The organism is Streptomyces sp. 891-h (genome assembly GCF_022760275.1).
Classification (GTDB): Bacteria; Actinomycetota; Actinomycetes; order Streptomycetales; family Streptomycetaceae; genus Streptomyces; species Streptomyces spirodelae.
Genome location: NZ_CP050693.1, coordinates 6,087,045 through 6,108,516 on the forward strand (window position 1 = coordinate 6,087,045; position 21,472 = coordinate 6,108,516).

At 67.6% G+C, this 21,472-nt stretch carries 17 protein-coding genes and 3 rRNA genes; 13 read left to right on the top strand and 7 right to left on the bottom strand.

Going from position 1 to position 21,472, the window contains the following annotated elements; translation table 11 throughout:
- Positions 1-73 precede the first annotated feature (73 nt).
- The 3 genes from HC362_RS26725 to HC362_RS26735 all read left to right on the top strand — a co-directional run bounded on the left by HC362_RS26725 (position 74) and on the right by HC362_RS26735 (position 2,279).
- Positions 74-1,243 (top strand): GAF domain-containing sensor histidine kinase, encoded by a 1,170-nt coding sequence (locus tag HC362_RS26725; RefSeq protein WP_243086686.1) that lies wholly within the window; start codon positions 74-76, stop codon positions 1,241-1,243.
- Entirely contained in the window at positions 1,236-1,874 is a 639-nt protein-coding gene (locus tag HC362_RS26730; RefSeq protein WP_243086687.1) for a response regulator transcription factor, read from the top strand. The genes HC362_RS26725 and HC362_RS26730 overlap by 8 nt, the downstream gene beginning before the upstream one ends.
- A gap of 162 nt (positions 1,875-2,036) precedes the next feature.
- A complete protein-coding gene (locus HC362_RS26735) occupies positions 2,037-2,279 on the top strand; it encodes a chaplin (RefSeq protein WP_209267176.1) in 243 nt (80 codons plus the stop codon).
- A 39-nt stretch (positions 2,280-2,318) separates the two neighbouring features.
- Here the strand turns inward: HC362_RS26735 and HC362_RS26740 are convergent, their stop codons facing one another.
- On the bottom strand, positions 2,319-3,155 hold the full coding sequence (locus HC362_RS26740; RefSeq protein ID WP_243086688.1) for a hypothetical protein: 837 nt from the start codon (positions 3,153-3,155) through the stop codon (positions 2,319-2,321).
- A gap of 105 nt (positions 3,156-3,260) precedes the next feature.
- Between HC362_RS26740 and HC362_RS26745 the strand changes: the two genes are divergently transcribed.
- From HC362_RS26745 to HC362_RS26760, 4 genes are all read left to right on the top strand, one after another.
- A complete protein-coding gene (locus HC362_RS26745; RefSeq protein WP_243086689.1) occupies positions 3,261-4,052 on the top strand; it encodes an ABC transporter ATP-binding protein in 792 nt (263 codons plus the stop codon).
- A gap of 21 nt (positions 4,053-4,073) precedes the next feature.
- A complete protein-coding gene (locus HC362_RS26750; RefSeq protein WP_243086690.1) occupies positions 4,074-4,496 on the top strand; it encodes an NfeD family protein in 423 nt (140 codons plus the stop codon).
- A gap of 73 nt (positions 4,497-4,569) precedes the next feature.
- A complete protein-coding gene (locus HC362_RS26755; protein ID WP_209267180.1) occupies positions 4,570-5,526 on the top strand; it encodes an SPFH domain-containing protein in 957 nt (318 codons plus the stop codon).
- A gap of 167 nt (positions 5,527-5,693) precedes the next feature.
- Positions 5,694-6,461: a sulfite exporter TauE/SafE family protein gene (locus tag HC362_RS26760; protein WP_243086691.1), complete on the top strand. Its 768-nt coding sequence runs from the start codon at positions 5,694-5,696 to the stop codon at positions 6,459-6,461.
- A gap of 40 nt (positions 6,462-6,501) precedes the next feature.
- Here the strand turns inward: HC362_RS26760 and HC362_RS26765 are convergent, their stop codons facing one another.
- Positions 6,502-7,011, bottom strand: a complete 510-nt coding sequence (locus HC362_RS26765; RefSeq protein WP_243086692.1) for an HNH endonuclease — start codon at positions 7,009-7,011, stop codon at positions 6,502-6,504.
- 412 nt (positions 7,012-7,423) lie between these two features.
- Positions 7,424-7,963, bottom strand: coding sequence for a YbhB/YbcL family Raf kinase inhibitor-like protein (locus HC362_RS26770; RefSeq protein WP_243086693.1), 540 nt, complete (start codon positions 7,961-7,963; stop codon positions 7,424-7,426).
- A gap of 179 nt (positions 7,964-8,142) precedes the next feature.
- Here HC362_RS26770 and HC362_RS26775 point away from each other — a divergent pair, with 179 nt between their 5' ends.
- The gene (locus HC362_RS26775) at positions 8,143-8,574 is read left to right on the top strand and encodes a barstar family protein (protein ID WP_243086694.1); all 432 of its coding nucleotides are present in this window, start codon (positions 8,143-8,145) and stop codon (positions 8,572-8,574) included.
- Positions 8,575-8,626: 52 nt separating this feature from the next.
- Here the strand turns inward: HC362_RS26775 and HC362_RS26780 are convergent, their stop codons facing one another.
- Positions 8,627-9,409: a sporulation protein gene (locus tag HC362_RS26780; protein ID WP_243086695.1), complete on the bottom strand. Its 783-nt coding sequence runs from the start codon at positions 9,407-9,409 to the stop codon at positions 8,627-8,629.
- Between the two features lie 112 nt (positions 9,410-9,521).
- On the opposite strand from HC362_RS26780, the gene HC362_RS26785 reads away from it, so the two are divergent.
- The 5 genes from HC362_RS26785 (at position 9,522) to HC362_RS35100 (ending at position 17,649) form a co-directional block, all read left to right on the top strand.
- Positions 9,522-10,220, top strand: coding sequence for a DNA-3-methyladenine glycosylase (locus HC362_RS26785; protein ID WP_243086696.1), 699 nt, complete (start codon positions 9,522-9,524; stop codon positions 10,218-10,220).
- A 411-nt stretch (positions 10,221-10,631) separates the two neighbouring features.
- Positions 10,632-12,163 (top strand): 16S ribosomal RNA (locus HC362_RS26790).
- A gap of 296 nt (positions 12,164-12,459) precedes the next feature.
- Positions 12,460-15,580 (top strand): 23S ribosomal RNA (locus HC362_RS26795).
- A gap of 120 nt (positions 15,581-15,700) precedes the next feature.
- Positions 15,701-15,817: ribosomal RNA gene (gene rrf / locus HC362_RS26800) — 5S ribosomal RNA — on the top strand.
- The 16S, 23S and 5S rRNA genes sit together here, the layout of an rRNA operon.
- 1,073 nt (positions 15,818-16,890) lie before the next feature.
- Positions 16,891-17,649, top strand: coding sequence for a hypothetical protein (locus HC362_RS35100; RefSeq protein ID WP_347568544.1), 759 nt, complete (start codon positions 16,891-16,893; stop codon positions 17,647-17,649).
- 93 nt (positions 17,650-17,742) lie between these two features.
- Here HC362_RS35100 and HC362_RS26810 read toward each other — a convergent pair whose 3' ends face one another.
- The 3 genes from HC362_RS26810 to HC362_RS26820 are packed head-to-tail and all read right to left on the bottom strand — an operon-like array spanning position 17,743 to position 21,469.
- Positions 17,743-19,554, bottom strand: a complete 1,812-nt coding sequence (locus HC362_RS26810; protein WP_243086698.1) for an IucA/IucC family siderophore biosynthesis protein — start codon at positions 19,552-19,554, stop codon at positions 17,743-17,745.
- Positions 19,551-20,135: a GNAT family N-acetyltransferase gene (locus HC362_RS26815; protein ID WP_243086699.1), complete on the bottom strand. Its 585-nt coding sequence runs from the start codon at positions 20,133-20,135 to the stop codon at positions 19,551-19,553. Before HC362_RS26815 ends, HC362_RS26810 begins: the two co-directional genes overlap by 4 nt.
- Entirely contained in the window at positions 20,132-21,469 is a 1,338-nt protein-coding gene (locus HC362_RS26820) for a lysine N(6)-hydroxylase/L-ornithine N(5)-oxygenase family protein (protein WP_243086700.1), read from the bottom strand. Before HC362_RS26820 ends, HC362_RS26815 begins: the two co-directional genes overlap by 4 nt.
- Between the last annotated feature and the right edge of the window lie 3 nt (positions 21,470-21,472).

Sequence of the window (21,472 nt, forward strand, 5' to 3'; positions counted from 1 at the left end):
GGACCAGCGTCCCGCACCGCCCCTGACCCCGGCCCGATCCCGGGCTGACGGTCCCGCGAGTACCGTGCTCAGCATGGTCCCCCGATCCGGACTCGCCGCCGTCAGCGCGGCGCTGCTCGCCATGAACCGCCGCCTCGAGGTGCGTGACGTCCTCCAGACGATCGTCGCCTCGGCCCGCGACCTTCTCGACGCCGAGTACGCGGCGCTCGGCGTACCCGACGACCAGGGCGGCTTCGCGCAGTTCGTCGTCGCGGGCGTCACCGATGAGCAGTGGAAGGCCATCGGCCCACTGCCCCGCCAGCACGGCATCCTCGCCGCGATGCTGCACGACGCCACCCCGCAGCGCCTCGCCGACGTCCGCAAGGACCCCCGGTTCGGCGGCTGGCCCTCGGCGCACCCCAAGATGGCCGACTTCCTCGGCATGCCCATCGCCGACGGCGAGCAGGTACTCGGTGCCCTCTTCCTCGCCAACAAGCGGTGCGACCCCGCCACCGCCCAGCAGCGCCGCCCGGCGTCCAGCGAGCGGCCCTGCTCCTTCACGGAGGACGACGAGGAACTGCTGCGGCTGCTGGCCCAGCACGCCGCCATCGCGCTCACCAACGCACGCCTGTACGAGCGCAGCCGCGAGCTGACCATCGCCGAGGAGCGCACCCGCATCGCGCACGAACTCCACGACGCGGTGGCCCAGAAACTCTTCTCGCTGCGCCTGACGGCCCAGGCAGCCACGGCGCTTGTCGACCGCGACCCCGAGCGCGCCAAGGCGGAGCTGCACGAGGTGGCCAGGCTGTCCGGCGAGGCGGCCGACGAACTGCGCGCAGCCGTCATCGAGATGCGGCCCGCCGCACTCGACGAGGACGGCCTGGTCGCCACCCTCCGTGCCCAGGCCCAGGTCCTCGACCGCGCCCACAGCGCCCAGGTGGACTTCGAGTGCGAGGGCGTCCGCGCGCTGCCCTCGGCCCAGGAAGAGGCGCTGCTGCGGGTCGCCCAGGAGGCCCTGCACAACGCGCTGCGGCACGCGGACGCCTCACACGTCCGCGTCTCCCTCAGCCGCCGCGGCTGCTGTGTCGCCCTCGTCGTCACCGACGACGGCCGGGGCTTCGATCCGGGCGCCGTGCGCTCGGCGGGCCGCCACCTGGGCCTTGTCTCGATGCGCGACCGTGCCTCCGGCGTCGGCGGCACACTGACCGTCCAGTCGGAGCCCGGAAAGGGCACAGTTGTGGAAGTGGAGGTGCCCGGTGGCTGACGCGATCCGTGTGCTGCTCGTCGACGACCATCAGGTCGTACGCCGTGGGCTGCGCACCTTTCTGGAGGTGCAGGACGACATCGATGTGGTCGGAGAGGCATCCGACGGCGCCGAGGGCGTGGCACGTACCGAGGAGCTGCGGCCCGACGTGGTGCTGATGGACGTCAAGATGCCCGGGACCGACGGCGTCGAGGCGCTGCGCAGCCTGCGCGAGCGGGGCAACCCGGCGCGGGTGCTGATCGTCACCAGCTTCACCGAGCAGCGGACGGTCGTCCCGGCGCTGCGTGCGGGTGCCGTCGGCTACGTCTACAAGGACGTGGACCCCGAGGCGCTGGCCGGTGCCATCCGCTCCGTGCACGCGGGCCACGTGCTGCTCCAGCCCGAGGTGGCCGGGGCGCTGCTCAGCGAGGAGGAGAGCGGCGGGTCGGGGCGCGGTCCGGCGCTGACCGAACGTGAGCGCGAGGTGCTGGGGCTGATAGCGGACGGCCGCTCGAACCGCGAGATCGCCCGCGCCCTCGTGCTGTCGGAGAAGACGGTCAAGGCCCACGTCTCCAACATCCTGATGAAGCTCGACCTGGCCGACCGCACGCAGGCGGCCCTGTGGGCGGTCCGCCACGGGGTGACCGGATAACCCGACTATTCGGTCAGTAGTTCGCACAGGGGCAGCCGTTCATACCGTCGTGTGGTCGTCATCTTTTCCGCGCACCCTCCCGGCGGATGCCCCGTTCTCCATGGCGTGCCCGCGGCGGTCGGCCGCGGGCACCGTTCAGCAGAACCACAGGGAGAACACCCCATGAACACTGCCAAAAAGGCCGCCCTGGTCCTCGCCGCCGCCGGAGTCGCCGCCGGCGCCTCGGCCGGCTCGGCGTTCGCGCACAGCGCCGACGCGCAGGGCAAGGCCGTCAAGTCGCCGGGCGTCGGCTCCGGCAACCTGGTGCAGGCCCCGGTCCACGTCCCGGTCAACCTCACCGGCAACTCGGTCAACGTCGTCGGGGTCCTCAACCCGGTCTTCGGCAACCACACGCACAACAGCTGACCCCGCCGGGCGGGGCCCCGGAGGGCCGGGCGGCGCCGTTCAGGCCCGTCCGCCCTCCCGCCGCCGCTCCAGCTCCTCCGCGTAGGCGTTGTACGCGGCCACCTGCGCCCGCCGCGCGGTGCGCTCCACCGGCCGCAGCGCCTCGGCACGGGCCGCCATCTCCGCTGCGCTCACCGCGCCGCCGTGCTCCCTCCCGTCGCCGGTGCCCCCTCCGTCGCCGTGTGCGATAGACACCAGCGCCGTCACCCGCTGTGCCAGCTCCAGCACCCGCACGGCACGCGGCGGATAGCCCGGCGCCAGCAGCTGCCTGCCCGCCTCCATACGCGCCCGGTACGCCTCCAGCGCGGCCTCGGCCACCGGACCCGAGCCGGCCACATCCAGCCGGGTCAGCACCTCGGTGGCCTCCCGCATCGCCTCGGCCAGCTCCCGCTCGGCCTCCGCCAGCGAGGGCACGTCGGCGGGCGGGCCCTCCCGCACCGGCAGGCACTCCCACAGCACCTCCGTGTGCACATCCTGCGGGTCGGCGTCCGCCGGTCCCGCCTCGTACACCGTGGGCACCAGACCGAGCGCCGTGCCGTGCACCAGTACCGCCTCCTCGGCCTCCAGCGCCCGCGCGTTGAACTCCGGCGGCCCGCTCAGCCCCAGCGGATGCCCCGGCACCGGTAGCGCGACCCGCAGCCCGACGGCGCCCAGCGACCGCAGCCGCCCCAGGGCCAGCGTCAGCCCCACCGGGTCCGAGTCGTCATCCGGCAGCACCACCCGGTGCCGCGCGTCCTGCGCCGCGATGCGCTCGGCCGCCTCGTCGGGCGAGACCAGTCCGGCGAGCAGTGCGTTTCCCCAGGCGGCGAGCCGCCCCGAACGAGGTTCTGTGAGCATGAACCAAGCCTAGGGAACAGGCTTCGCACACGGTGGCGTAGGTTTTCCCCTGGGGAATGTGCCCACAGGCACCTAAACGCGACTGCAATAGGAGACAACGCGCTCATGAGCGAAGTACTGGAGCTGGTGGACGTATCCGTGGTCCGCGACGGACGTGCTCTGGTGGAAGATGTCTCCTGGTCGGTCAAGGAGGGCGAACGCTGGGTCATCCTCGGCCCCAACGGAGCGGGCAAGACCACCCTGCTCAACCTCGCCTCCAGCTACCTCTTCCCGACCACCGGCACCGTCGGCGTGCTCGGCGAACGCCTCGGCAGCGTCGACGTGTTCGAACTGCGGCCCCGCGTGGGCATGGCCAGCATCGCCATGGCCGAGAAGCTGCCCCGCAGCCAGACCGTGCTGGAGACCGTCCTCACCGCCGCCTACGGCATGACGGCGCACTGGCAGGAGAGCTACGACAAGGTCGACGAGGACCGCGCGCTCGCCTTCCTCGACCGGCTCGGCATGTCCGACTACCTCGACCGCAAGTTCGGCACCCTCTCCGAGGGCGAGCGCAAGCGCACCATGATCGCCCGCGCCATGATGACCGACCCCGAACTGCTGCTCCTGGACGAGCCCGCGGCCGGACTCGACCTGGGCGGCCGTGAGGACCTGGTGCGCCGTCTCGGACGGCTCGCGCGCGACCCGTACGCGCCCTCCATGCTGATGGTCACGCACCACGTCGAGGAGATCCCGCCGGGCTTCACCCACGTTCTGATGCTCCGCCAGGGACGCGTGCTGGCAGCAGGGCCGCTGGAGACGGAACTGACCTCCCGTAACCTCTCGCTCTGCTTCGGCCTGCCGCTGGTCGTCGAGACGCAGAACGGCCGCTGGACGGCACAGGGCCTGCCGCTGCGCTGAGCGTGCGCCTACCATGGCGGTGTGGACGCATGGGTCTGGTGGCTCGTAGCCGCCGCAGCGCTGGGAATCCCGCTCATCATCACGGCCATGCCCGAGTTCGGCATGCTCGCGGTCGGCGCCGTAGCGGCCGCCGGTACGGCCGGGATCGGCGGCGGCCCGGTGGCCCAGGTCATCGTCTTCGCGATCGTCTCCACGGCCCTGATCCTGGCCGTACGGCCCATCGCACGCCGGATGCGCACCGAACGCCCCGCGCTGGCCAGCGGGGTCGACGCGCTCAAGGGGCGGCAGGCGGTCGTGCTGGAGCGGGTCGACGGGGACAGCGGCCGCATCAAGCTCGCCGGTGAGATCTGGTCGGCCCGGGCGCTGGACTCGCAAACGGCCTATGAACCGGGCGCTCAGGTGGACGTGGTCGAGATCGACGGCGCGACGGCTGTCGTGATGTGATGTCGATGAGCAACCGCACACGGGCAGTAACTCTTCTGGCAGCGTCTTTCACAACCAAGCAGGGGGCAAGGCCGTGGACGCCATCATCATCGTCCTGATCATCCTGGTGGTGCTTGTCTTCATCGCACTCATCAAGACGATCCAGGTCATTCCACAGGCGAGCGCGGCCATCGTCGAGCGCTTCGGACGCTACACCCGGACACTCAACGCGGGCCTGAACATCGTCGTCCCCTTCATCGACACCATCCGCAACCGTGTGGACCTGAGGGAACAGGTCGTCCCCTTCCCCCCGCAGCCGGTGATCACCCAGGACAACCTCGTGGTGAACATCGACACCGTCATCTACTACCAGGTGACGGACGCGCGGGCGGCCACCTACGAGGTCGCCAGCTACATCCAGGCGATCGAGCAGCTCACCGTCACCACCCTGCGGAACATCATCGGCGGCATGGACCTGGAGCGGACGCTGACCTCCCGCGAGGAGATCAACGCGGCGCTGCGCGGCGTCCTCGACGAGGCCACCGGCAAGTGGGGCATCCGCGTCAACCGCGTCGAGCTCAAGGCGATCGAGCCGCCGACCTCCATCCAGGACTCGATGGAGAAGCAGATGCGCGCCGACCGTGACAAGCGCGCCGCGATCCTCCAGGCGGAAGGTGTCCGCCAGTCGCAGATCCTCACCGCCGAAGGTGAGAAGCAGTCGGCCATCCTGCGCGCCGAGGGCGAGTCCCGCTCCGCCGCGCTGCGCGCCGAAGGCGAGGCCCAGGCCATCCGGACCGTCTTCGAGTCCATCCACGCCGGCGACCCGGACCAGAAGCTGCTCTCCTACCAGTACCTCCAGATGCTCCCGAAGATCGCCGAGGGCGACGCCAACAAGCTCTGGATCGTCCCCAGCGAGATCGGCGACGCCCTCAAGGGCCTCGGCGGCGCACTCGACAACTTCCGTCCCGAGACCGGCGGCAACGGCGGCGGCACCCCGGCCCCGCCCAGCGTCACCAAGCCCCCGCGCGAGCAGCCCCCGCTCGACTCCTGACGCCCCTGGGCCCTCTCGCCTCACTCACCGCACTCCCCGGTCGCGAGCCCGAAGCCGCGACCGTGAGCCGGGATCGCGAGTCCAACAGCCGGACCGCCCACGCGTCGGAACAGCCCCTTCGGGCATGATCGGTGCAGCGAGAAACCGATCACCGAAGGGGCTGACGCGTGACCATATGGGAGGCCGTGGCCGTCTGCGCCGCAGGCATCGGCGCCGGAGGCATCAACACCATCGTCGGCTCGGGCACCCTCATCACCTTCCCGGTGCTGCTCGCCGTCGGCCTGCCACCCGTCACCGCCAACGTCTCCAACTCCCTCGGCCTCGTCCCCGGCTCCATCAGCGGGGCCATCGGCTACCGCAGGGAGCTGCGCGGCCAGCGCCGCCGCGTCCTCCGGCTGGGCGGCGTCGCCCTCCTCGGCGGACTGATCGGCGCCATCCTGCTGCTCACCCTGCCCTCCAGCGCCTTCAACGCGATCGTTCCGGTCCTGATCGCGCTCGCCCTCGTCCTCGTCGTACTCCAGCCCAAGCTGGCCGCCGCCGTCCGCCGGCGCCGCGAACGCGACAACGACAGCGGCCACCCGCACGGCGGCGCCACCCTCCAGGGCGGGATACTGTGCGCCAGCGCCTACGGCGGCTACTTCGGCGCCGCCCAAGGCGTCATCTACCTGGCCCTGATGGGCCTGCTCATCCCCGACGACCTGCAGCGCATCAACGCCGTCAAGAACGTCCTGGGCGCCGTCGTCAACGGCACGGCGGCCGTCTTCTTCCTCTTCGTCGCCGACTTCGACTGGACGGCCGTCCTGCTGATCGCCGTCGGCTCAGCAGCAGGGGGCCAGCTCGGCGCCCGGGTCGGACGCAAGCTGGCCCCCGGAGTGCTGCGAGGCGTCATCGTCGCCGTCGGCGTCGTGGCGATCGTGCAGCTCCTGCTGCGCTGAGCGCGCGGTACGGCGCCGCGAGCCGCAGCTGTCGCACAGCTCAGGCGGTGGCGGGCAGCGCCAGCCACTCGGGCAGCGACTCGCCCTCCTTGAGCCCCAGCGCGAGCAGGAGCGCGTCGGCCGGCGTCGGCTCGAAGGGCTTGACCAGCAGCCTCATCCCCGCCTGCCCCGGGGTACGGTCCGCCTTGCGGTGATTGTCGGCCGCGCACGCCGCGACCGTGTTCAGCCACGTGTTCCCACCGCCGTGCGAACGCGGAACGATGTGGTCCACCGTGGTCGCCCGGCGCCCGCAGTACGCACACCGGTGCCGGTCCCGCACCAGGACGCCCCGCCGCGACCACGGTGCCCGTTGTCGGAAGGGCACCCGCACGTACCGGCGAAGTCTGATCACCTGCGGCACCGGCAGTTCCACCTGCGCAGCGCGCACCCGCAGACCGGGATGCGACTGCTCGACGACGGCCTTCTCCCGCATCACGAGCACCACCGCTCGCCGCAGCGACACCGTCGACAGCGGCTCGAAGCTCGCGTTCAGCACCAGCGTCTCCCGCATCCCGACCGCCTCCCCTTCTCCCGTCTCGGCCCGGACGCGCCCGCGCCGGGTGGCACCAACTGTGCCGCTGTCCACCCAGGCCGACAACGCAATTTCCCGGGGCTGTCCAAGAGATGAAGCACCCGGGAACGCCAGGTCACAGAGGGAAGAAAAGGATCAGCAAGGGACAAATCCGGGGCTGCCTTGCGCTTGGGGCCGGGAGGAGCCCCGCCGGGACCGAAGGCAGCCGGCGCGGTCGTCCGGCCCCCGGCCGGACTCCGGCGGACGGCGGCGCCGACAAGCGCCTGCCGCCCCCGCTCGCGGTGATGTCCGCGGCGCGGTGCCGACTGCCCACATACACGTTGCGCCGCGCGGGGAGCGCGGCGCAACGGAATTCTTCCGGACGGACGGACGGGCGGACGAGCGAGCGGGGTCAGCCCTCGGCGGGGATCTCGTACTCGCCGATCAGGTGCCCGCGCGCCAGGGTGTGGAAGCGCAGGTTGAACCCGACGAAGGCCGGCGACGCGCCGGAGTCCGGCCCGAGCTTCTCGGTGTCCACGGCGTACACGGTGAAGACATAGCGGTGCGGCCCGTCCCCGGGCGGCGGCGCGGCCCCGCCGAAGTCACGCGTCCCGAAGTCGTTGCGCACATGCACGGCCCCCTCGGGGAGCCCCTGCATCTCACCCGTACCGGCGCCCGTGGGCAGCTCGGTCACCGAGGCGGGGATGTCGAAGACGGACCAGTGCCAGAAGCCGCTCCCGGTCGGCGCGTCCGGATCGAAGCAGGTCACGGCGAAGCTCTTCGTCGCCTCGGGGAAGCCCTCCCAGCGCAGGTGCGGAGAGGTGTTCCCCTCCGCGTACACCTGTGCGGTACCCAGATGGCCGCCATCCGCCAGATCGTTGCTCAGTACGCGAATCGACGGCACCGGGGGGTGGAAGTCATGGGGGAGCGGGCGCCGTTGCTGGTCGGTCACGTCGGGAACCTCCTCGTCACGCGAATCGCTGCAACGGCCAGCCTAACGATCCGGACAGCCTCTCTTTGCCACCATGACGGGGTGCGAGAGCACACCCCGTACACCCCAGCCCTGTGCCCGCAGCCGTCAACGCCATCAGGTGAGTGACCACGACGAGACCCCGAAGCGGTGGTGCGACCATGACCAGCCCCGTGGACCTGCCCGAGCTGCCCCAGGCCGACCTCCCCGGCCTCTTCGACGACTCGGTGCCCCCCGGCGTCTACCGGTTGCCCTCCGTGGGACCCGACGCCCTGATGCAGGCGGACGCGGCGGGCTGGTTCGGCACCGTGGTCGACCTGACCGGCGTCGACAACAAAGCCGACTTCATGGAACGTTGCGCCACCGGTCTGGAGCTCCCCGACTACTTCGGCCGCAACTGGGACGCGCTGGCCGACCTCCTCACCGACCTGTCCTGGTGGGGCAAGCCCCGCGGCTATCTGATGCTGGCCACCGGCTGGTCCGAATTCGAACAGGCCGACCCGGAGGACGCCGCGGCAGCTGCGGAGGTCTTCACCGCGGCAGTCGGCTTCTGGGCGGTACGCGAGACCCCGCTCAGCATCCTGCTGGGCTGACCAGCAGGCTGACCGGGGTCCCGTCACCGGACGGCCGGTCCGCGCGGCGGCTTCAGAACCAGTTCCGCTTGCCGCCGACCTCGGCCAGCCACTGGTTGAGGTACCCGGCCCAGTCCGTCTGCTGGTAGGAGTCGAAGTCCACGGGGAACGCCCGGAAGGTGTCACTGCCCTCGGAGAACAGCCCCGGCTTCTTGTCCATCTCCAGCACCACGTCCATGCCCCGCGCGTCCGCAACGAACGACAGCTCGACCTGGTTGAGCCCCCGGTACTGCTGCGGCGCGAAGAACTCGATCTCCTGGTAGAAGGGGAGCCGCTGCCGCGTGTTGCGGATGTGGCCCTTCTCCATGTCGGCCGACTTGAAGCGGAACCCGAGCTGCCCGAACGCGTCCAGAATCGCCTCCTGGGCCGGCAGCGGGTGGATCTCCACCGGATCCAGATCGCTCGAATCCAGCGCCCGCGCGATCGCCAGCTCGGTGGTCACCCCGATCTGCATGCCCCGCAGCTGCTGCCCCATGAACGCGGTGATCGGCGTCTCCCACGGCACCTCGAGAGTGAACGGCACCACGTGCGACTCCCCCTCGTGCAGGGTGAGCTCCCCGCCCAGCCGCTGGGTGCCGAACTCGATGTTCTGGTGCATCTCACCGTCGTTCGTCTCGACCTCGACGCGGGCCTGCAGCCCCACCGACAGCGACTGGATCTCCTGGGTGACCGAGCCCCCCTCGATCCGCACCTCGCCCTGCACCACGCCACCGGGCACGGCGTGCGGCTGGTGCAGCACCGTGTCCACCGACGCGCCGCCCATCCCCATGCTCGCGAACAGCTTCTTGAAGCCCATCCTCTTGTCCTCCCCTTTCGCTCCCCGTCCGCTTCGCGCCGGGAAGCACGACGTTCCCCGCGCGGCTCGCGCCCACGCGGTCGCGTACGCGGTTCTTGTACGCTCGGACGGCATGATCGCAGGCCGAGACCGCCACCCCAGCACGACCAGCGGTGACCCGCACCTACCCCGGGCCTTCTTCGACCGTCCTGTCCTGGATGTCGCCCCCGACCTGATCGGACGCGTCCTGGTACGCACGACGTCGGACGGCCGAATGCGGTTGCGCATCACCGAGGTGGAGGCCTACGCAGGAGAGGCGGACCCCGGCTCCCACGCCTACCGGGGCAGGACGGAACGGAACGCCTCGATGTTCGGTCCGCCCGGTCATGCGTACGTCTACTTCATCTACGGCATGTGGTACAGCCTCAACCTCGTCTGCGGACCCGAGGGCCAGGCCAGCGGTGTGCTGATCCGCGCCGGAGAGGTGCTGGAAGGGGTGGAGCAGGCACGCAAGCGACGCCCCAAGGCGCGCAAGGACCTGGAGCTGGCCAAGGGCCCGGCCCGGCTGGCCACCGCCCTCGCCGTGGACCGCGAGCTGAACGGCGCCGACGTGTGCACCCATGACGACTACGCCCCGCTGAGCGTGCTGGCGGGCGAGCCGGCCGACCCGGATACGGTCAAGAGCGGTCCCCGCACCGGCGTGGGCGGTGACGCCGCCCACTACCCGTGGCGCTTCTGGCTCGCGGACGACCCGACGGTCAGCCCCTACCGGGCCCACAAGCCCCGGAACCGGCGCCGACCCTCGCTTGACGCAAGCCGCTCGACCACCTAACGTTGGACGAGCCGCTGGAAACGGGACGGCTTGCCACGGGTCTGAAGACTCAGTGAGAGCGGCCCCCGGAAGCGGACATTCACTACCTTCGACGTACCCCGGATTCGGGGTCACTTTCGGTACGCCGAAAACTGACTCCGAGGGCTCGATTATGAGTCTCCGAGGAAACGCGCTAACGTAGTGGACACCGAAAGGGCAAACGTCCGGAGAGACCGGTGAAACGGTTTCGAAGGAAGCGTCCGTTCCTTGAGAACTCAACAGCGTGCCAAAAGTCAACGCCAGATATGTTGATACCCCGGCCCATCCTTCAGTGGTGGGTTGAGGTTCCTTTGGAAAATTAACAGCGAGGACGCTGTGAACCGTGGGGATTATTCCTCCCCTTGGTTCCGCTCTTCCGCGAAGCGATAAGCATTCACGGAGAGTTTGATCCTGGCTCAGGACGAACGCTGGCGGCGTGCTTAACACATGCAAGTCGAACGATGAAGCCGCTTCGGTGGTGGATTAGTGGCGAACGGGTGAGTAACACGTGGGCAATCTGCCCTGCACTTCGGGACAAGCCCTGGAAACGGGGTCTAATACCGGATATGACCACCGGCCGCATGGTCTGGTGGTGGAAAGCTCCGGCGGTGCAGGATGAGCCCGCGGCCTATCAGCTTGTTGGTGGGGTGATGGCCTACCAAGGCGACGACGGGTAGCCGGCCTGAGAGGGCGACCGGCCACACTGGGACTGAGACACGGCCCAGACTCCTACGGGAGGCAGCAGTGGGGAATATTGCACAATGGGCGCAAGCCTGATGCAGCGACGCCGCGTGAGGGATGACGGCCTTCGGGTTGTAAACCTCTTTCAGCAGGGAAGAAGCGCAAGTGACGGTACCTGCAGAAGAAGCACCGGCTAACTACGTGCCAGCAGCCGCGGTAATACGTAGGGTGCGAGCGTTGTCCGGAATTATTGGGCGTAAAGAGCTCGTAGGCGGCTTGTCGCGTCGGATGTGAAAGCCCGGGGCTTAACCCCGGGTCTGCATTCGATACGGGCAGGCTGGAGTTCGGCAGGGGAGATTGGAATTCCTGGTGTAGCGGTGAAATGCGCAGATATCAGGAGGAACACCGGTGGCGAAGGCGGATCTCTGGGCCGATACTGACGCTGAGGAGCGAAAGCGTGGGGAGCGAACAGGATTAGATACCCTGGTAGTCCACGCCGTAAACGTTGGGCACTAGGTGTGGGCGGCATTCCACGTCGTCCGTGCCGCAGCTAACGCATTAAGTGCCCCGCCTGGGGAGTACGGCCGCAAGGCTAAAACTCAAAGGAATTGACGGGGGCCCGCACAAGCGGCGGAGCATGTGGCTTAATTCGACGCAACGCGAAGAACCTTACCAAGGCTTGACATACACCGGAAAGCGCTGGAGACAGTGCCCCCCTTTGGGTCGGTGTACAGGTGGTGCATGGCTGTCGTCAGCTCGTGTCGTGAGATGTTGGGTTAAGTCCCGCAACGAGCGCAACCCTTGTCCTGTGTTGCCAGCAACACCTTCGGGTGGTTGGGGACTCACGGGAGACTGCCGGGGTCAACTCGGAGGAAGGTGGGGACGACGTCAAGTCATCATGCCCCTTATGTCTTGGGCTGCACACGTGCTACAATGGCCGGTACAATGAGCTGCGATGCCGTGAGGTGGAGCGAATCTCAAAAAGCCGGTCTCAGTTCGGATTGGGGTCTGCAACTCGACCCCATGAAGTCGGAGTCGCTAGTAATCGCAGATCAGCATTGCTGCGGTGAATACGTTCCCGGGCCTTGTACACACCGCCCGTCACGTCACGAAAGTCGGTAACACCCGAAGCCGGTGGCCCAACCCCCTTTGTGGGGAGGGAATCGTCGAAGGTGGGACTGGCGATTGGGACGAAGTCGTAACAAGGTAGCCGTACCGGAAGGTGCGGCTGGATCACCTCCTTTCTAAGGAGCATCTTTGGCCGCTTCGGCGGTCCAGAGGCCCACTGCGTCAGCGAGTGTCTGACGGTGGGTTGCTCATGGGTGGAACGTTGACTATTCGGCACGGTCAGGGTGTCTGTTAGTACTGCTTCGGCGTGGAACGCAGGTGATCTGGTCGTGTCGGGCGCGCTGTTGGGTGTCTGAGGGTGCGGCCGTTGAGCTGTCCTTCTGCGCCGGTCCCAGTGAACTCAGCTTGTGTGGTTGGGGTGGTGGGTGGCTGGTTGTTGTTTGAGAACTGCACAGTGGACGCGAGCATCTGTGGCCAAGTTTTTAAGGGCGCACGGTGGATGCCTTGGCACCAGGAACCGATGAAGGACGTGGGAGGCCGCGATAGGCCCCGGGGAGCTGTCAACCGAGCTGTGATCCGGGGGTGTCCGAATGGGGGAACCCGGCAGTCGTCATGGGCTGTCACCTGCCGCTGAATGTATAGGCGGTGTGGAGGGAACGCGGGGAAGTGAAACATCTCAGTACCCGTAGGAAGAGAAAACAACCGTGATTCCGGGAGTAGTGGTGAGCGAAACCGGAGGAGGCTAAACCGTATGTGTGTGATACCCGGCAGGGGTTGCGCATGCGGGGTTGTGGGACTGCGCTTCAGTCGTCTGCCGGCGGCTGGGTGAGTTAGAAACCGTGTGGATAGGCGAAGGGCATGCGAAAGGCCCGGCGTAGAGGGTAAGACCCCCGTAGCTGAAATCTGCACGGCTCGCTTGTGTTGTTCCCAAGTAGCATGGGGCCCGAGAAATCCTGTGTGAATCTGGCGGGACCACCCGTCAAGCCTAAATATTCCCTGGTGACCGATAGCGGATAGTACCGTGAGGGAATGGTGAAAAGTACCGCGGGAGCGGAGTGAAAGAGTACCTGAAACCGTGTGCCTACAAGCCGTGGGAGCGTCGCAGGCAGTGTTCGCACTGTCTGTCGTGACTGCGTGCCTTTTGAAGAATGAGCCTGCGAGTTTGCGGCATGTTGCGAGGTTAACCCGTGTGGGGGAGCCGTAGCGAAAGCGAGTCCGAAGAGGGCGTTTGAGTAGCGTGTTCAAGACCCGAAGCGGAGTGATCTAGCCATGGGCAGGGTGAAGCGGAGGTAAGACTTCGTGGAGGCCCGAACCCACCAGGGTTGAAAACCTGGGGGATGACCTGTGGTTAGGGGTGAAAGGCCAATCAAACTCCGTGATAGCTGGTTCTCCCCGAAATGCATTTAGGTGCAGCGTCGTGTGTTTCTTGCCGGAGGTAGAGCACTGGATAGGCGATGGGCCCTACCGGGTTACTGACCTTAGCCAAACTCCGAATGCCGGTAAGTGAGAGCGCGGCAGTGAGACTGTGGGGGATAAGCTCCATGGTCGAGAGGGAAACAGCCCAGAGCATCGACTAAGGCCCCTAAGCGTGTGCTAAGTGGGAAAGGATGTGGAGTCGCAGGGACAACCAGGAGGTTGGCTTAGAAGCAGCCATCCTTGAAAGAGTGCGTAATAGCTCACTGGTCAAGTGATTCCGCGCCGATAATGTAGCGGGGCTCAAGTACACCGCCGAAGTCGTGTCACTCACACAATAGCTCTAACGGGTGTGTGGGTGGGTAGGGGAGCGTCGTGTGCCGGGTGAAGCAGCCGTGGAAGCGAGTTGTGGATGGTTCACGAGTGAGAATGCAGGCATGAGTAGCGATACATGCGTGAGAAACGTGTGCGCCGATTGACTAAGGGTTCCTGGGTCAAGCTGATCTGCCCAGGGTAAGTCGGGACCTAAGGCGAGGCCGACAGGCGTAGTCGATGGAGAACCGGTTGATATTCCGGTACCCGCTATGCAGCGTCAAACATCGAATCAGGTGATGCTAAGTCCGTGAAGCCCCTTCTGCTCTTCGGAGTGGGAGTGTGGTGGAGCCGACGGTCCGAGCTTGTAGTAGGTGAGTGATGGGGTGACGCAGTGAGGTAGTCCAGCCCGGGCGATGGTTGTCCCGGGGTAAGGGTGTAGCCCGTCAGGTAGGTAAATCCGCCTGGCATAGGGGTGAGACCTGATGCCGAGCCGTTTGTGGTGAAGTGGGTGATCCTGTGCTGTCGAGAAAAGCCTCTAGCGAGTTGTGTGGCGGCCCGTACCCTAAACCGACTCAGGTGGTCTGGTAGAGAATACCGAGGCGTTCGGGTGAACTATGGTTAAGGAACTCGGCAAAATGCCCCCGTAACTTCGGGAGAAGGGGGGCCACGCCTGGTGATCCAACATGCTTGGTGAGCTGGGGGTGGCCGCAGAGACCAGCGAGAAGCGACTGTTTACTAAAAACACAGGTCCGTGCGAAGCCGTAAGGCGATGTATACGGACTGACGCCTGCCCGGTGCTGGAACGTTAAGGGGACCGGTTAGTCAGGATTCGTCCTGGTGAAGCTGAGAACTTAAGCGCCAGTAAACGGCGGTGGTAACTATAACCATCCTAAGGTAGCGAAATTCCTTGTCGGGTAAGTTCCGACCTGCACGAATGGCGTAACGACTTCTTGACTGTCTCAACCATAGGCCCGGTGAAATTGCAGTACGAGTAAAGATGCTCGTTTCGCGCAGCAGGACGGAAAGACCCCGGGACCTTTACTACAGCTTGATATTGGTGTTCGGTTCGGCTTGTGTAGGATAGGTGGGAGACTGTGAAGCGGGCACGCCAGTGTTCGTGGAGTCGTTGTTGAAATACCACTCTGGTCGTGCTGGATGTCTAACCTGGGTCCGTGATCCGGATCGGGGACAGTGTCTGGTGGGTAGTTTAACTGGGGCGGTTGCCTCCTAAAGGGTAACGGAGGCGCCCAAAGGTTCCCTCAGCCTGGTTGGTCATCAGGTGGTGAGTGTAAGTGCACAAGGGAGCTTGACTGTGAGACTGACGGGTCGAGCAGGGACGAAAGTCGGGACTAGTGATCCGGCGGTGGCTTGTGGAAGCGCCGTCGCTCAACGGATAAAAGGTACCCCGGGGATAACAGGCTGATCTTCCCCAAGAGTCCATATCGACGGGATGGTTTGGCACCTCGATGTCGGCTCGTCGCATCCTGGGGCTGGAGTCGGTCCCAAGGGTTGGGCTGTTCGCCCATTAAAGCGGTACGCGAGCTGGGTTTAGAACGTCGTGAGACAGTTCGGTCCCTATCCGCTGCGCGCGTAGGAGTCTTGAGAAGGGCTGTCCCTAGTACGAGAGGACCGGGACGGACGGACCTCTGGTGTGCCAGTTGTTCTGCCAAGGGCATGGCTGGTTGGCTACGTTCGGGAAGGATAACCGCTGAAAGCATCTAAGCGGGAAGCCTGCTTCGAGATGAGGACTCCCACCCCCTTTGAGGGGTTAAGGCTCCCTGGAGATGACGGGGTTGATAGGCCGGATCTGGAAGCCCAGTAATGGGTGGAGGTGACCGGTACTAATAGGCCGAGGGCTTGTCCATAGAGGCTCGCGTCCACTGTGTTGGTTCTGAGACAACAACCGCACTTCAAATTGAAGAGTGTGCTTGTTCGCTTGGAGACTCCGGGACCTGGATCTTTGATCCGGTCGTCCCGATCAGAGTTTCGGTGGCCATAGCGTGAGGGAAACGCCCGGTTACATTCCGAACCCGGAAGCTAAGCCTTTCAGCGCCGATGGTACTGCATGCGGGAGCGTGTGGGAGAGTAGGACGCCGCCGAACAATCTTTAGGGCCCTTGGCCTTCAGCGTGCATGCGCTGAAGGCCAAGGGCTTTTTTGTTTTTCCCTTGCTTTCCGAAGAACGTCGTTCCACCGCCTGCGAGAGAAGTGCTGCCGCAGGCACGCAGACAGGAGTCACCATGTCCCCCAGTTCCTCCGACGATCGCGGCCGATCCGAACGTCGCCCCCGACAGTCCGCCCCGCGCGGCGGCGACAGCCGTGAGCGCCGTGGACCCAGGCGGGACGAGGGTGGCCGGCCCGGCGGGGGCTTCCGGCGCGACGAGCGAGGTGGCTCCCCAGGCGGCTTGCGTCGGGACGAGCGCCGGGATGAGCGCCGGGGCGGTGGTGAGCGGCGTGGAGACGAGCGGCGTCGGGACGACCGGCCGCGCGGGGAGCGCACGTTCGACAACCGGGGGCGTGACGATCGCCGTGGACGTGGCGAGGGCCAGGGCCGCCCTCCCTTTCGCCGTGACGACCGCCGTGACGACCGGCGTGACGACCGCCGCGACGGTGGCCGCGCGGAGCGGCGTGACGAGCGGGGCCGGCCGGGTTCCGCCGGCCGCCCGGACCGTGGCGCGTCCGAGCGCGGGCGCGATGCACGGGGCGGCGACCGTGACAACCGCAGGCGCGAGGAGTTCCGGCGCGACGACCGGGGCCGGGGCGACCGTGGGCGTGACGACCGCAGCCGCGACGATCGGCGCCGTGACGACCGTGGCCGCGGTGAGCGGCAGGACGACCGGCGTGGTGGCTTCCGGGGCGACCGGCCGCAGCGGAGTGACCGGGACCGGGAGCGCGCGCCGTACCGTCGGGACGACCGCGAGGATGGCCGGGGGCCGCGTCGCGACGACGACCGCACCGGGCGTCGGCCGTACGGCCAGGGCTACGGCCAGGGCGGCGGCCGTGGACGGGACGACAGGCGGGACGATCGCCGTGGTGGCGGCGGCTTCCGGCGGGACCGGGACGACAGCCGTGGTGGCGGCTTCCGCCGGGGCGGTGACCGGGACCGGCCGTACGGGCGGGGTGACAGGGATCGTGACCGGGGCCGGGAGCGGCCGGAGCGTGAGCCGCTGCGGCGGCTGCCGATCGATGAGGACGTCACCGGTGACGAGCTGGACAAGGACGTCAAGCAGGAGCTGATGAGCCTGCCCAAGACGCTGGCCGAGGACGTCGCGCGGAACCTGGTCATGGTGGCGCGGCTGCTGGACGAGGACCCCGAGCAGGCTTACGCGTACGCGAAGGTGGCGCTGCGGCTCGCTTCGCGGGTGCCGTCGGTGCGCGAGGCTGCCGGGTTCGCCGCGTACGGGGTGCAGAAGTACGCCGAGGCGCTGGCGGAGTTCCGAGCCGCCCGGCGGATGACCGGGCTGCAGCACCTGTGGCCGGTGATGGCCGACTGCGAGCGCGGTCTTGGCCGCCCGGAGAAGGCGCTGGCGATGGCGGGCGAGCCCGAGGTGCAGAAGCTGGACAAGGCCGGCCAGGTCGAGATGCGGCTGGTCGCGGCGGGCGCCCGTCGTGACATGGGGCAGCCGGACGCCGCTGTGGTGACGCTGCAGAGCCCTGAGCTGGCGTCCAACTCCGTGCAGCCGTGGACGGCCCGGCTGCGGTATGCGTACGCGGACGCCCTGCTGGAGGTCGGGCGGGAGGAAGAGGCCCGCGAGTGGTTCGCCAAGGCGCTGGAGGCGGATCAGGGCGGGGTGACCGACGCCTCCGACCGGCTGGCCGAGCTGGACGGTGTCGAGTTCATCGACGCGCTGGACGAGGAAGCGCCCGATGACGCGATCGAGGAAGAGGGCGAGAGCGAGGGCGAGACAGACGAGGGCGAGCCCCGCCAGGGCTGACGCGGCTGGCCCCTGGCGGCGCGTCGCACGCCGAAGCCGAAGCGAAGGGCGGACCCCCGTGGGGGGTCCGCCCTTTCTTCTGCCGTCTGCCGGCTACTTGTACCGGGCCAAGGGGTTCTTCAGGGTGCCGGTCAGCTGGAGGGCGCCGGCGGGGTCCTGGAGGTCGACCATTTGCTGGTTGTCGCGCAACTGGAGGCGGTTGAGGCAGGAGAGGGCGAACTCCTCGGCGAAGAGGTCGTACCGGGTGTGCCGGGTCGCCAGGTGGGGGGTCGCTTTCTGGTAGCTCTTCGTCACATCGGCCACCGTGGACCAGAACGCCTCCTCGTCCAGTACGCCCGCCGCGTCGAGCGTGGGAGCCAGGAAGCGGAAGAAGCAGTCGAAGACGTCGGTGAAGAGGGAGAGGATCTTCATGTCCTCGGGGACGTCCGCGCGGATGCGCTCCACCTCGGGCGGCAGCTCGGCGTCCTCGCTCATGACGGCGATCTCCTCGGCGAGATCCTTGAACAGGGCGCGGCGCGGGACGCCGTGCTCGTCCAGGACGAGGATCACGTTCTCACCGTGCGGCATGAACACCAGGTCGTAGGCGTAGAAGCAGTGCAGCAGCGGGGTCAGATAGGCGTTCAGATAGGTGCGCAGCCACTCGGTCGGCTCCAGGCCTGAGCCGCGGATGAGGGCGGCCGCCAGCGAGTTGCCGTCGCGGTCGACGTGCAGCAGGGACGCCATGGTGGCGGGGTTCTCGCCCTCCCGCAGGAACGGTACGGGGCTCTCGCGCCACAGGGCCGCCAGCATCTTCAGGTAGGGGGAGCCCTTGGGGGCCGCTGCCTCGTAGGGGGCCGGGTGGTAGCCGACGGCGGCGCGTTCGCGCAGCACGCCCAGGCCCGTCTCGCGCAGGATGTCGTCCCCGGCCACCAGCTCGGCCAGCCAGTCGTTGATGGCCGGGGTGGCTTCCATATAGGTGGCTGACAGGCCGCGTACGAAGCCCATGTTGAGGACGGAGAGCGCGGTCTTCACATAGTGCTTGGCGGGGTTGGTGGCGTTGAAGAAGGTGCGGATGGACTGCTGGGCGAGGTGTTCGTCGTCGCCGTGCCCGAGGCAGACCAGGTTGCGCTGGGCGACCTCGGCGGCGAAGGTCACCGCGAGCTTGTTCCACCACTGCCAGGGGTGGACGGGCAGCAGGTAGTAGTCGTCCAGATCCAGGCCCTGCTCGGTCATGGCGGCGGAGAAGCGGCGCAGGGTGGCGGCGGAGAGCTCGGAGAGCAGCAGTTTGTCGTAGCTGAAGTCCGCGCAGGCGGTGAAGGTGGCGCGGTCGCGGCGGGCCGCGACCCAGATGAGGCGTACGGGCGAGCCGGTCTCGGGCGCGTAGGCGCGGTACTCGGCGATGTCGAAGCCGAGGCGGCCGTTGTTGGCGACGAAGCAGGGGTGGCCCTCGGTCATGCCGGACTCGATGTCCTGGAAGGAGGCGGCGGCCAGCTTTGTCGCGGTCACCGAGGGGGCGGCCAGTTTGTAGGCGGTGCTCGCCAGGGTGGAGCTGATTTCCTCCAGGTAGACGGGGAGGATCTCCTCGCCGAGACCGAGGGTGGTGCGCAGCTCGGTGATGAAGGCGAGGGCGTCCAGGGGGAGTTCGGCCCGGTCGCGGTGGCGGGTGACGCTGTCGGGGTCGACCTGCCAGTGGTCGAGGGCGAAGCGGCGGGCTGTGAAGCGGTACTCGGTGGCGCCGTCGTCGGAGCGGACCGCGTAGCGGTTCGCGCCCTCGTCCAGCGGTGCCGGCCTCAGCAGTCGCTCGTGGCTGAACTCGGCCAGTGCTTTGCGGATGAGGAGCCGGGTGGCTTGCGCCCAGCGCCCGGGGGTGAGGTGGCTGACGGCCTCGTACGGCTGGGTCGGCTGGGGTGTGACGGGGAGGGTCATGCTGGGGTCACTCCTGTGGCGGTCCGGAACTGCTCGCGGGTGCAGAAGCTGAGCAGGGCTTCCTTCTCCGGTTTGGTGAGGGTGGCATCGACGCGGAAGCCGACCGCTTCGTTGAGGGCGTGCACGGCGGTGTTGCGGATGTCGGGCTCGACGACGACGCGGTGGGTGTCCGGGTCGGCGAAGAGCATCGCCATGACGGTGGTGAGGACGGCGCGGGTGAAGCCGTGCACGGGCTGTCGGGTGGGTGCGCACAGGAAGTGCATGCCGATGTCGCCCGGCTGGTGCGGGTAGAGCCCGGCCAGCTCCACGTGGCGCGGGTCGTAGCGCTCCATGAGGAAGGCCGGTGAGCCGTTGTGCAGTCCGAGGAAGGCGTCGTGGTGCGGGGAGGCCGCGATGCTCATGAACTCGCGCTCGACGTCCGGGAGGGTGGCGTCCTGGAGCAGGTAGAACGCGGACTTGGGGTGGGTCACCCAGTGGTGCAGCAGTTCGGCGTCGGTGAGCGGGTCGAGGGGGCGCAGCTCGAAGGTGCCCAGCGTCTCGTCGGTGCGGGTGAAGACCGCGGAGGTGTCGGCGGCTGTCACAGTGCGGCCTCCGGCGCTGCGAACTCCTGGAAGGCGATGGACTTCTCGACCGGGTAGACCTCGCGGCCGAGCAGTGCGCGGATGATGCAGGAGTTGCGGTAGGCGGCCATCCCCAGGTCGGGGGCGACGAAGCCGTGGGTGTGGAGCTCCGCGTTCTGGACGTAGATCTCCTGCCCCGCGGTGTCGATGCTGTAGTCGCGGCGTACGGCCAAGCGGCCGCGGGCGTCCCACTCGATGCGGTCGGCGATCGGGTCGAGGAAGGCGGGCCGCTGGTAGCGGTAGCCGGTTGCCAGGACCAGTCCCTCGGTGGTGAGGCTGAAGTCCCGTTTCTGCTCTTCCTGGCGCAGCCCGAGGGTGTAGGTGCCGCTCGACTCGTCGTACGAGGCGTCGGTGAGCGTGGTGTTGGTCATCAGCCTGGTGGGGCAGGGCTCGCGGCGGTTCTTCTGGTAGAGCAGGTCGAAGATCGCGTCGATCAGCTCGGAGTTGATGCCTTTGTAGAGGTTCTTCTGCGAGGCGACCAGCGCGTCCCGGGTGTCGGGCGGGAGGGAGTGGAAGTAGTCCACGTACTCCGGCGAGGTCATCTCCAGCGTCAGCTTGGTGTATTCGAGCGGGAAGAACCGGGGGGAGCGGGTGAGCCAGGTGAGGGAGTAGTCGTGGCTGTCGATGTCCTGGAGGAGGTCGAAGTAGATCTCCGCCGCGCTCTGACCGCTGCCGACCAGGGTGATGCTCTTCTTCTGCTGGAGGGCTTCCTTGTGCTCCAGGTAGCGGGAGTTGTGGATCAGGTCGCCGCCCAGGCCCTGGCAGGGTTCGGGGAGGTAGGGCGGGGTGCCGGTGCCCAGGACGAGTTTCCGCGCGCGGAAGGTGCGGGACACCGGGCGCTCGCCGTCGGGCCGGTGCTCGGCGTGGACGAGGTAGAGCCCGGCGGCCTCGTCGTACTCGACGCTGCTGACGCGGTGGCCGAAGCGGACGGTCTCGCCGAGGCGACCGGCGGCCCAGGCGCAGTAGTCGCTGAACTCGGCGCGGAGCGGGTAGAAGCTCTCGCGTATGTAGAACGAGTACAGCCGGCCGGACTCCTTGAGGTAGTTGAGGAAGGAGAACGGCGAGGTCGGGTCGGCGAGGGTGACCAGGTCGGACATGAACGGGGTCTGCAGGGTGCTGTCGTCCAGCAGCATGCCGGGGTGCCAGCTGAACTCCGGCTTGTCGTCGAGGAAGACCCCGTCGAGCTCCGGTATCGGTGCGGTCAGACAGGCGAGGCCCAGGTTGAAGGGGCCCAGACCGATGGCGACGAAGTCGTGGACCGGTGCGTCGGCCGGATGGGCGCTGGAGGGAGTCACGTG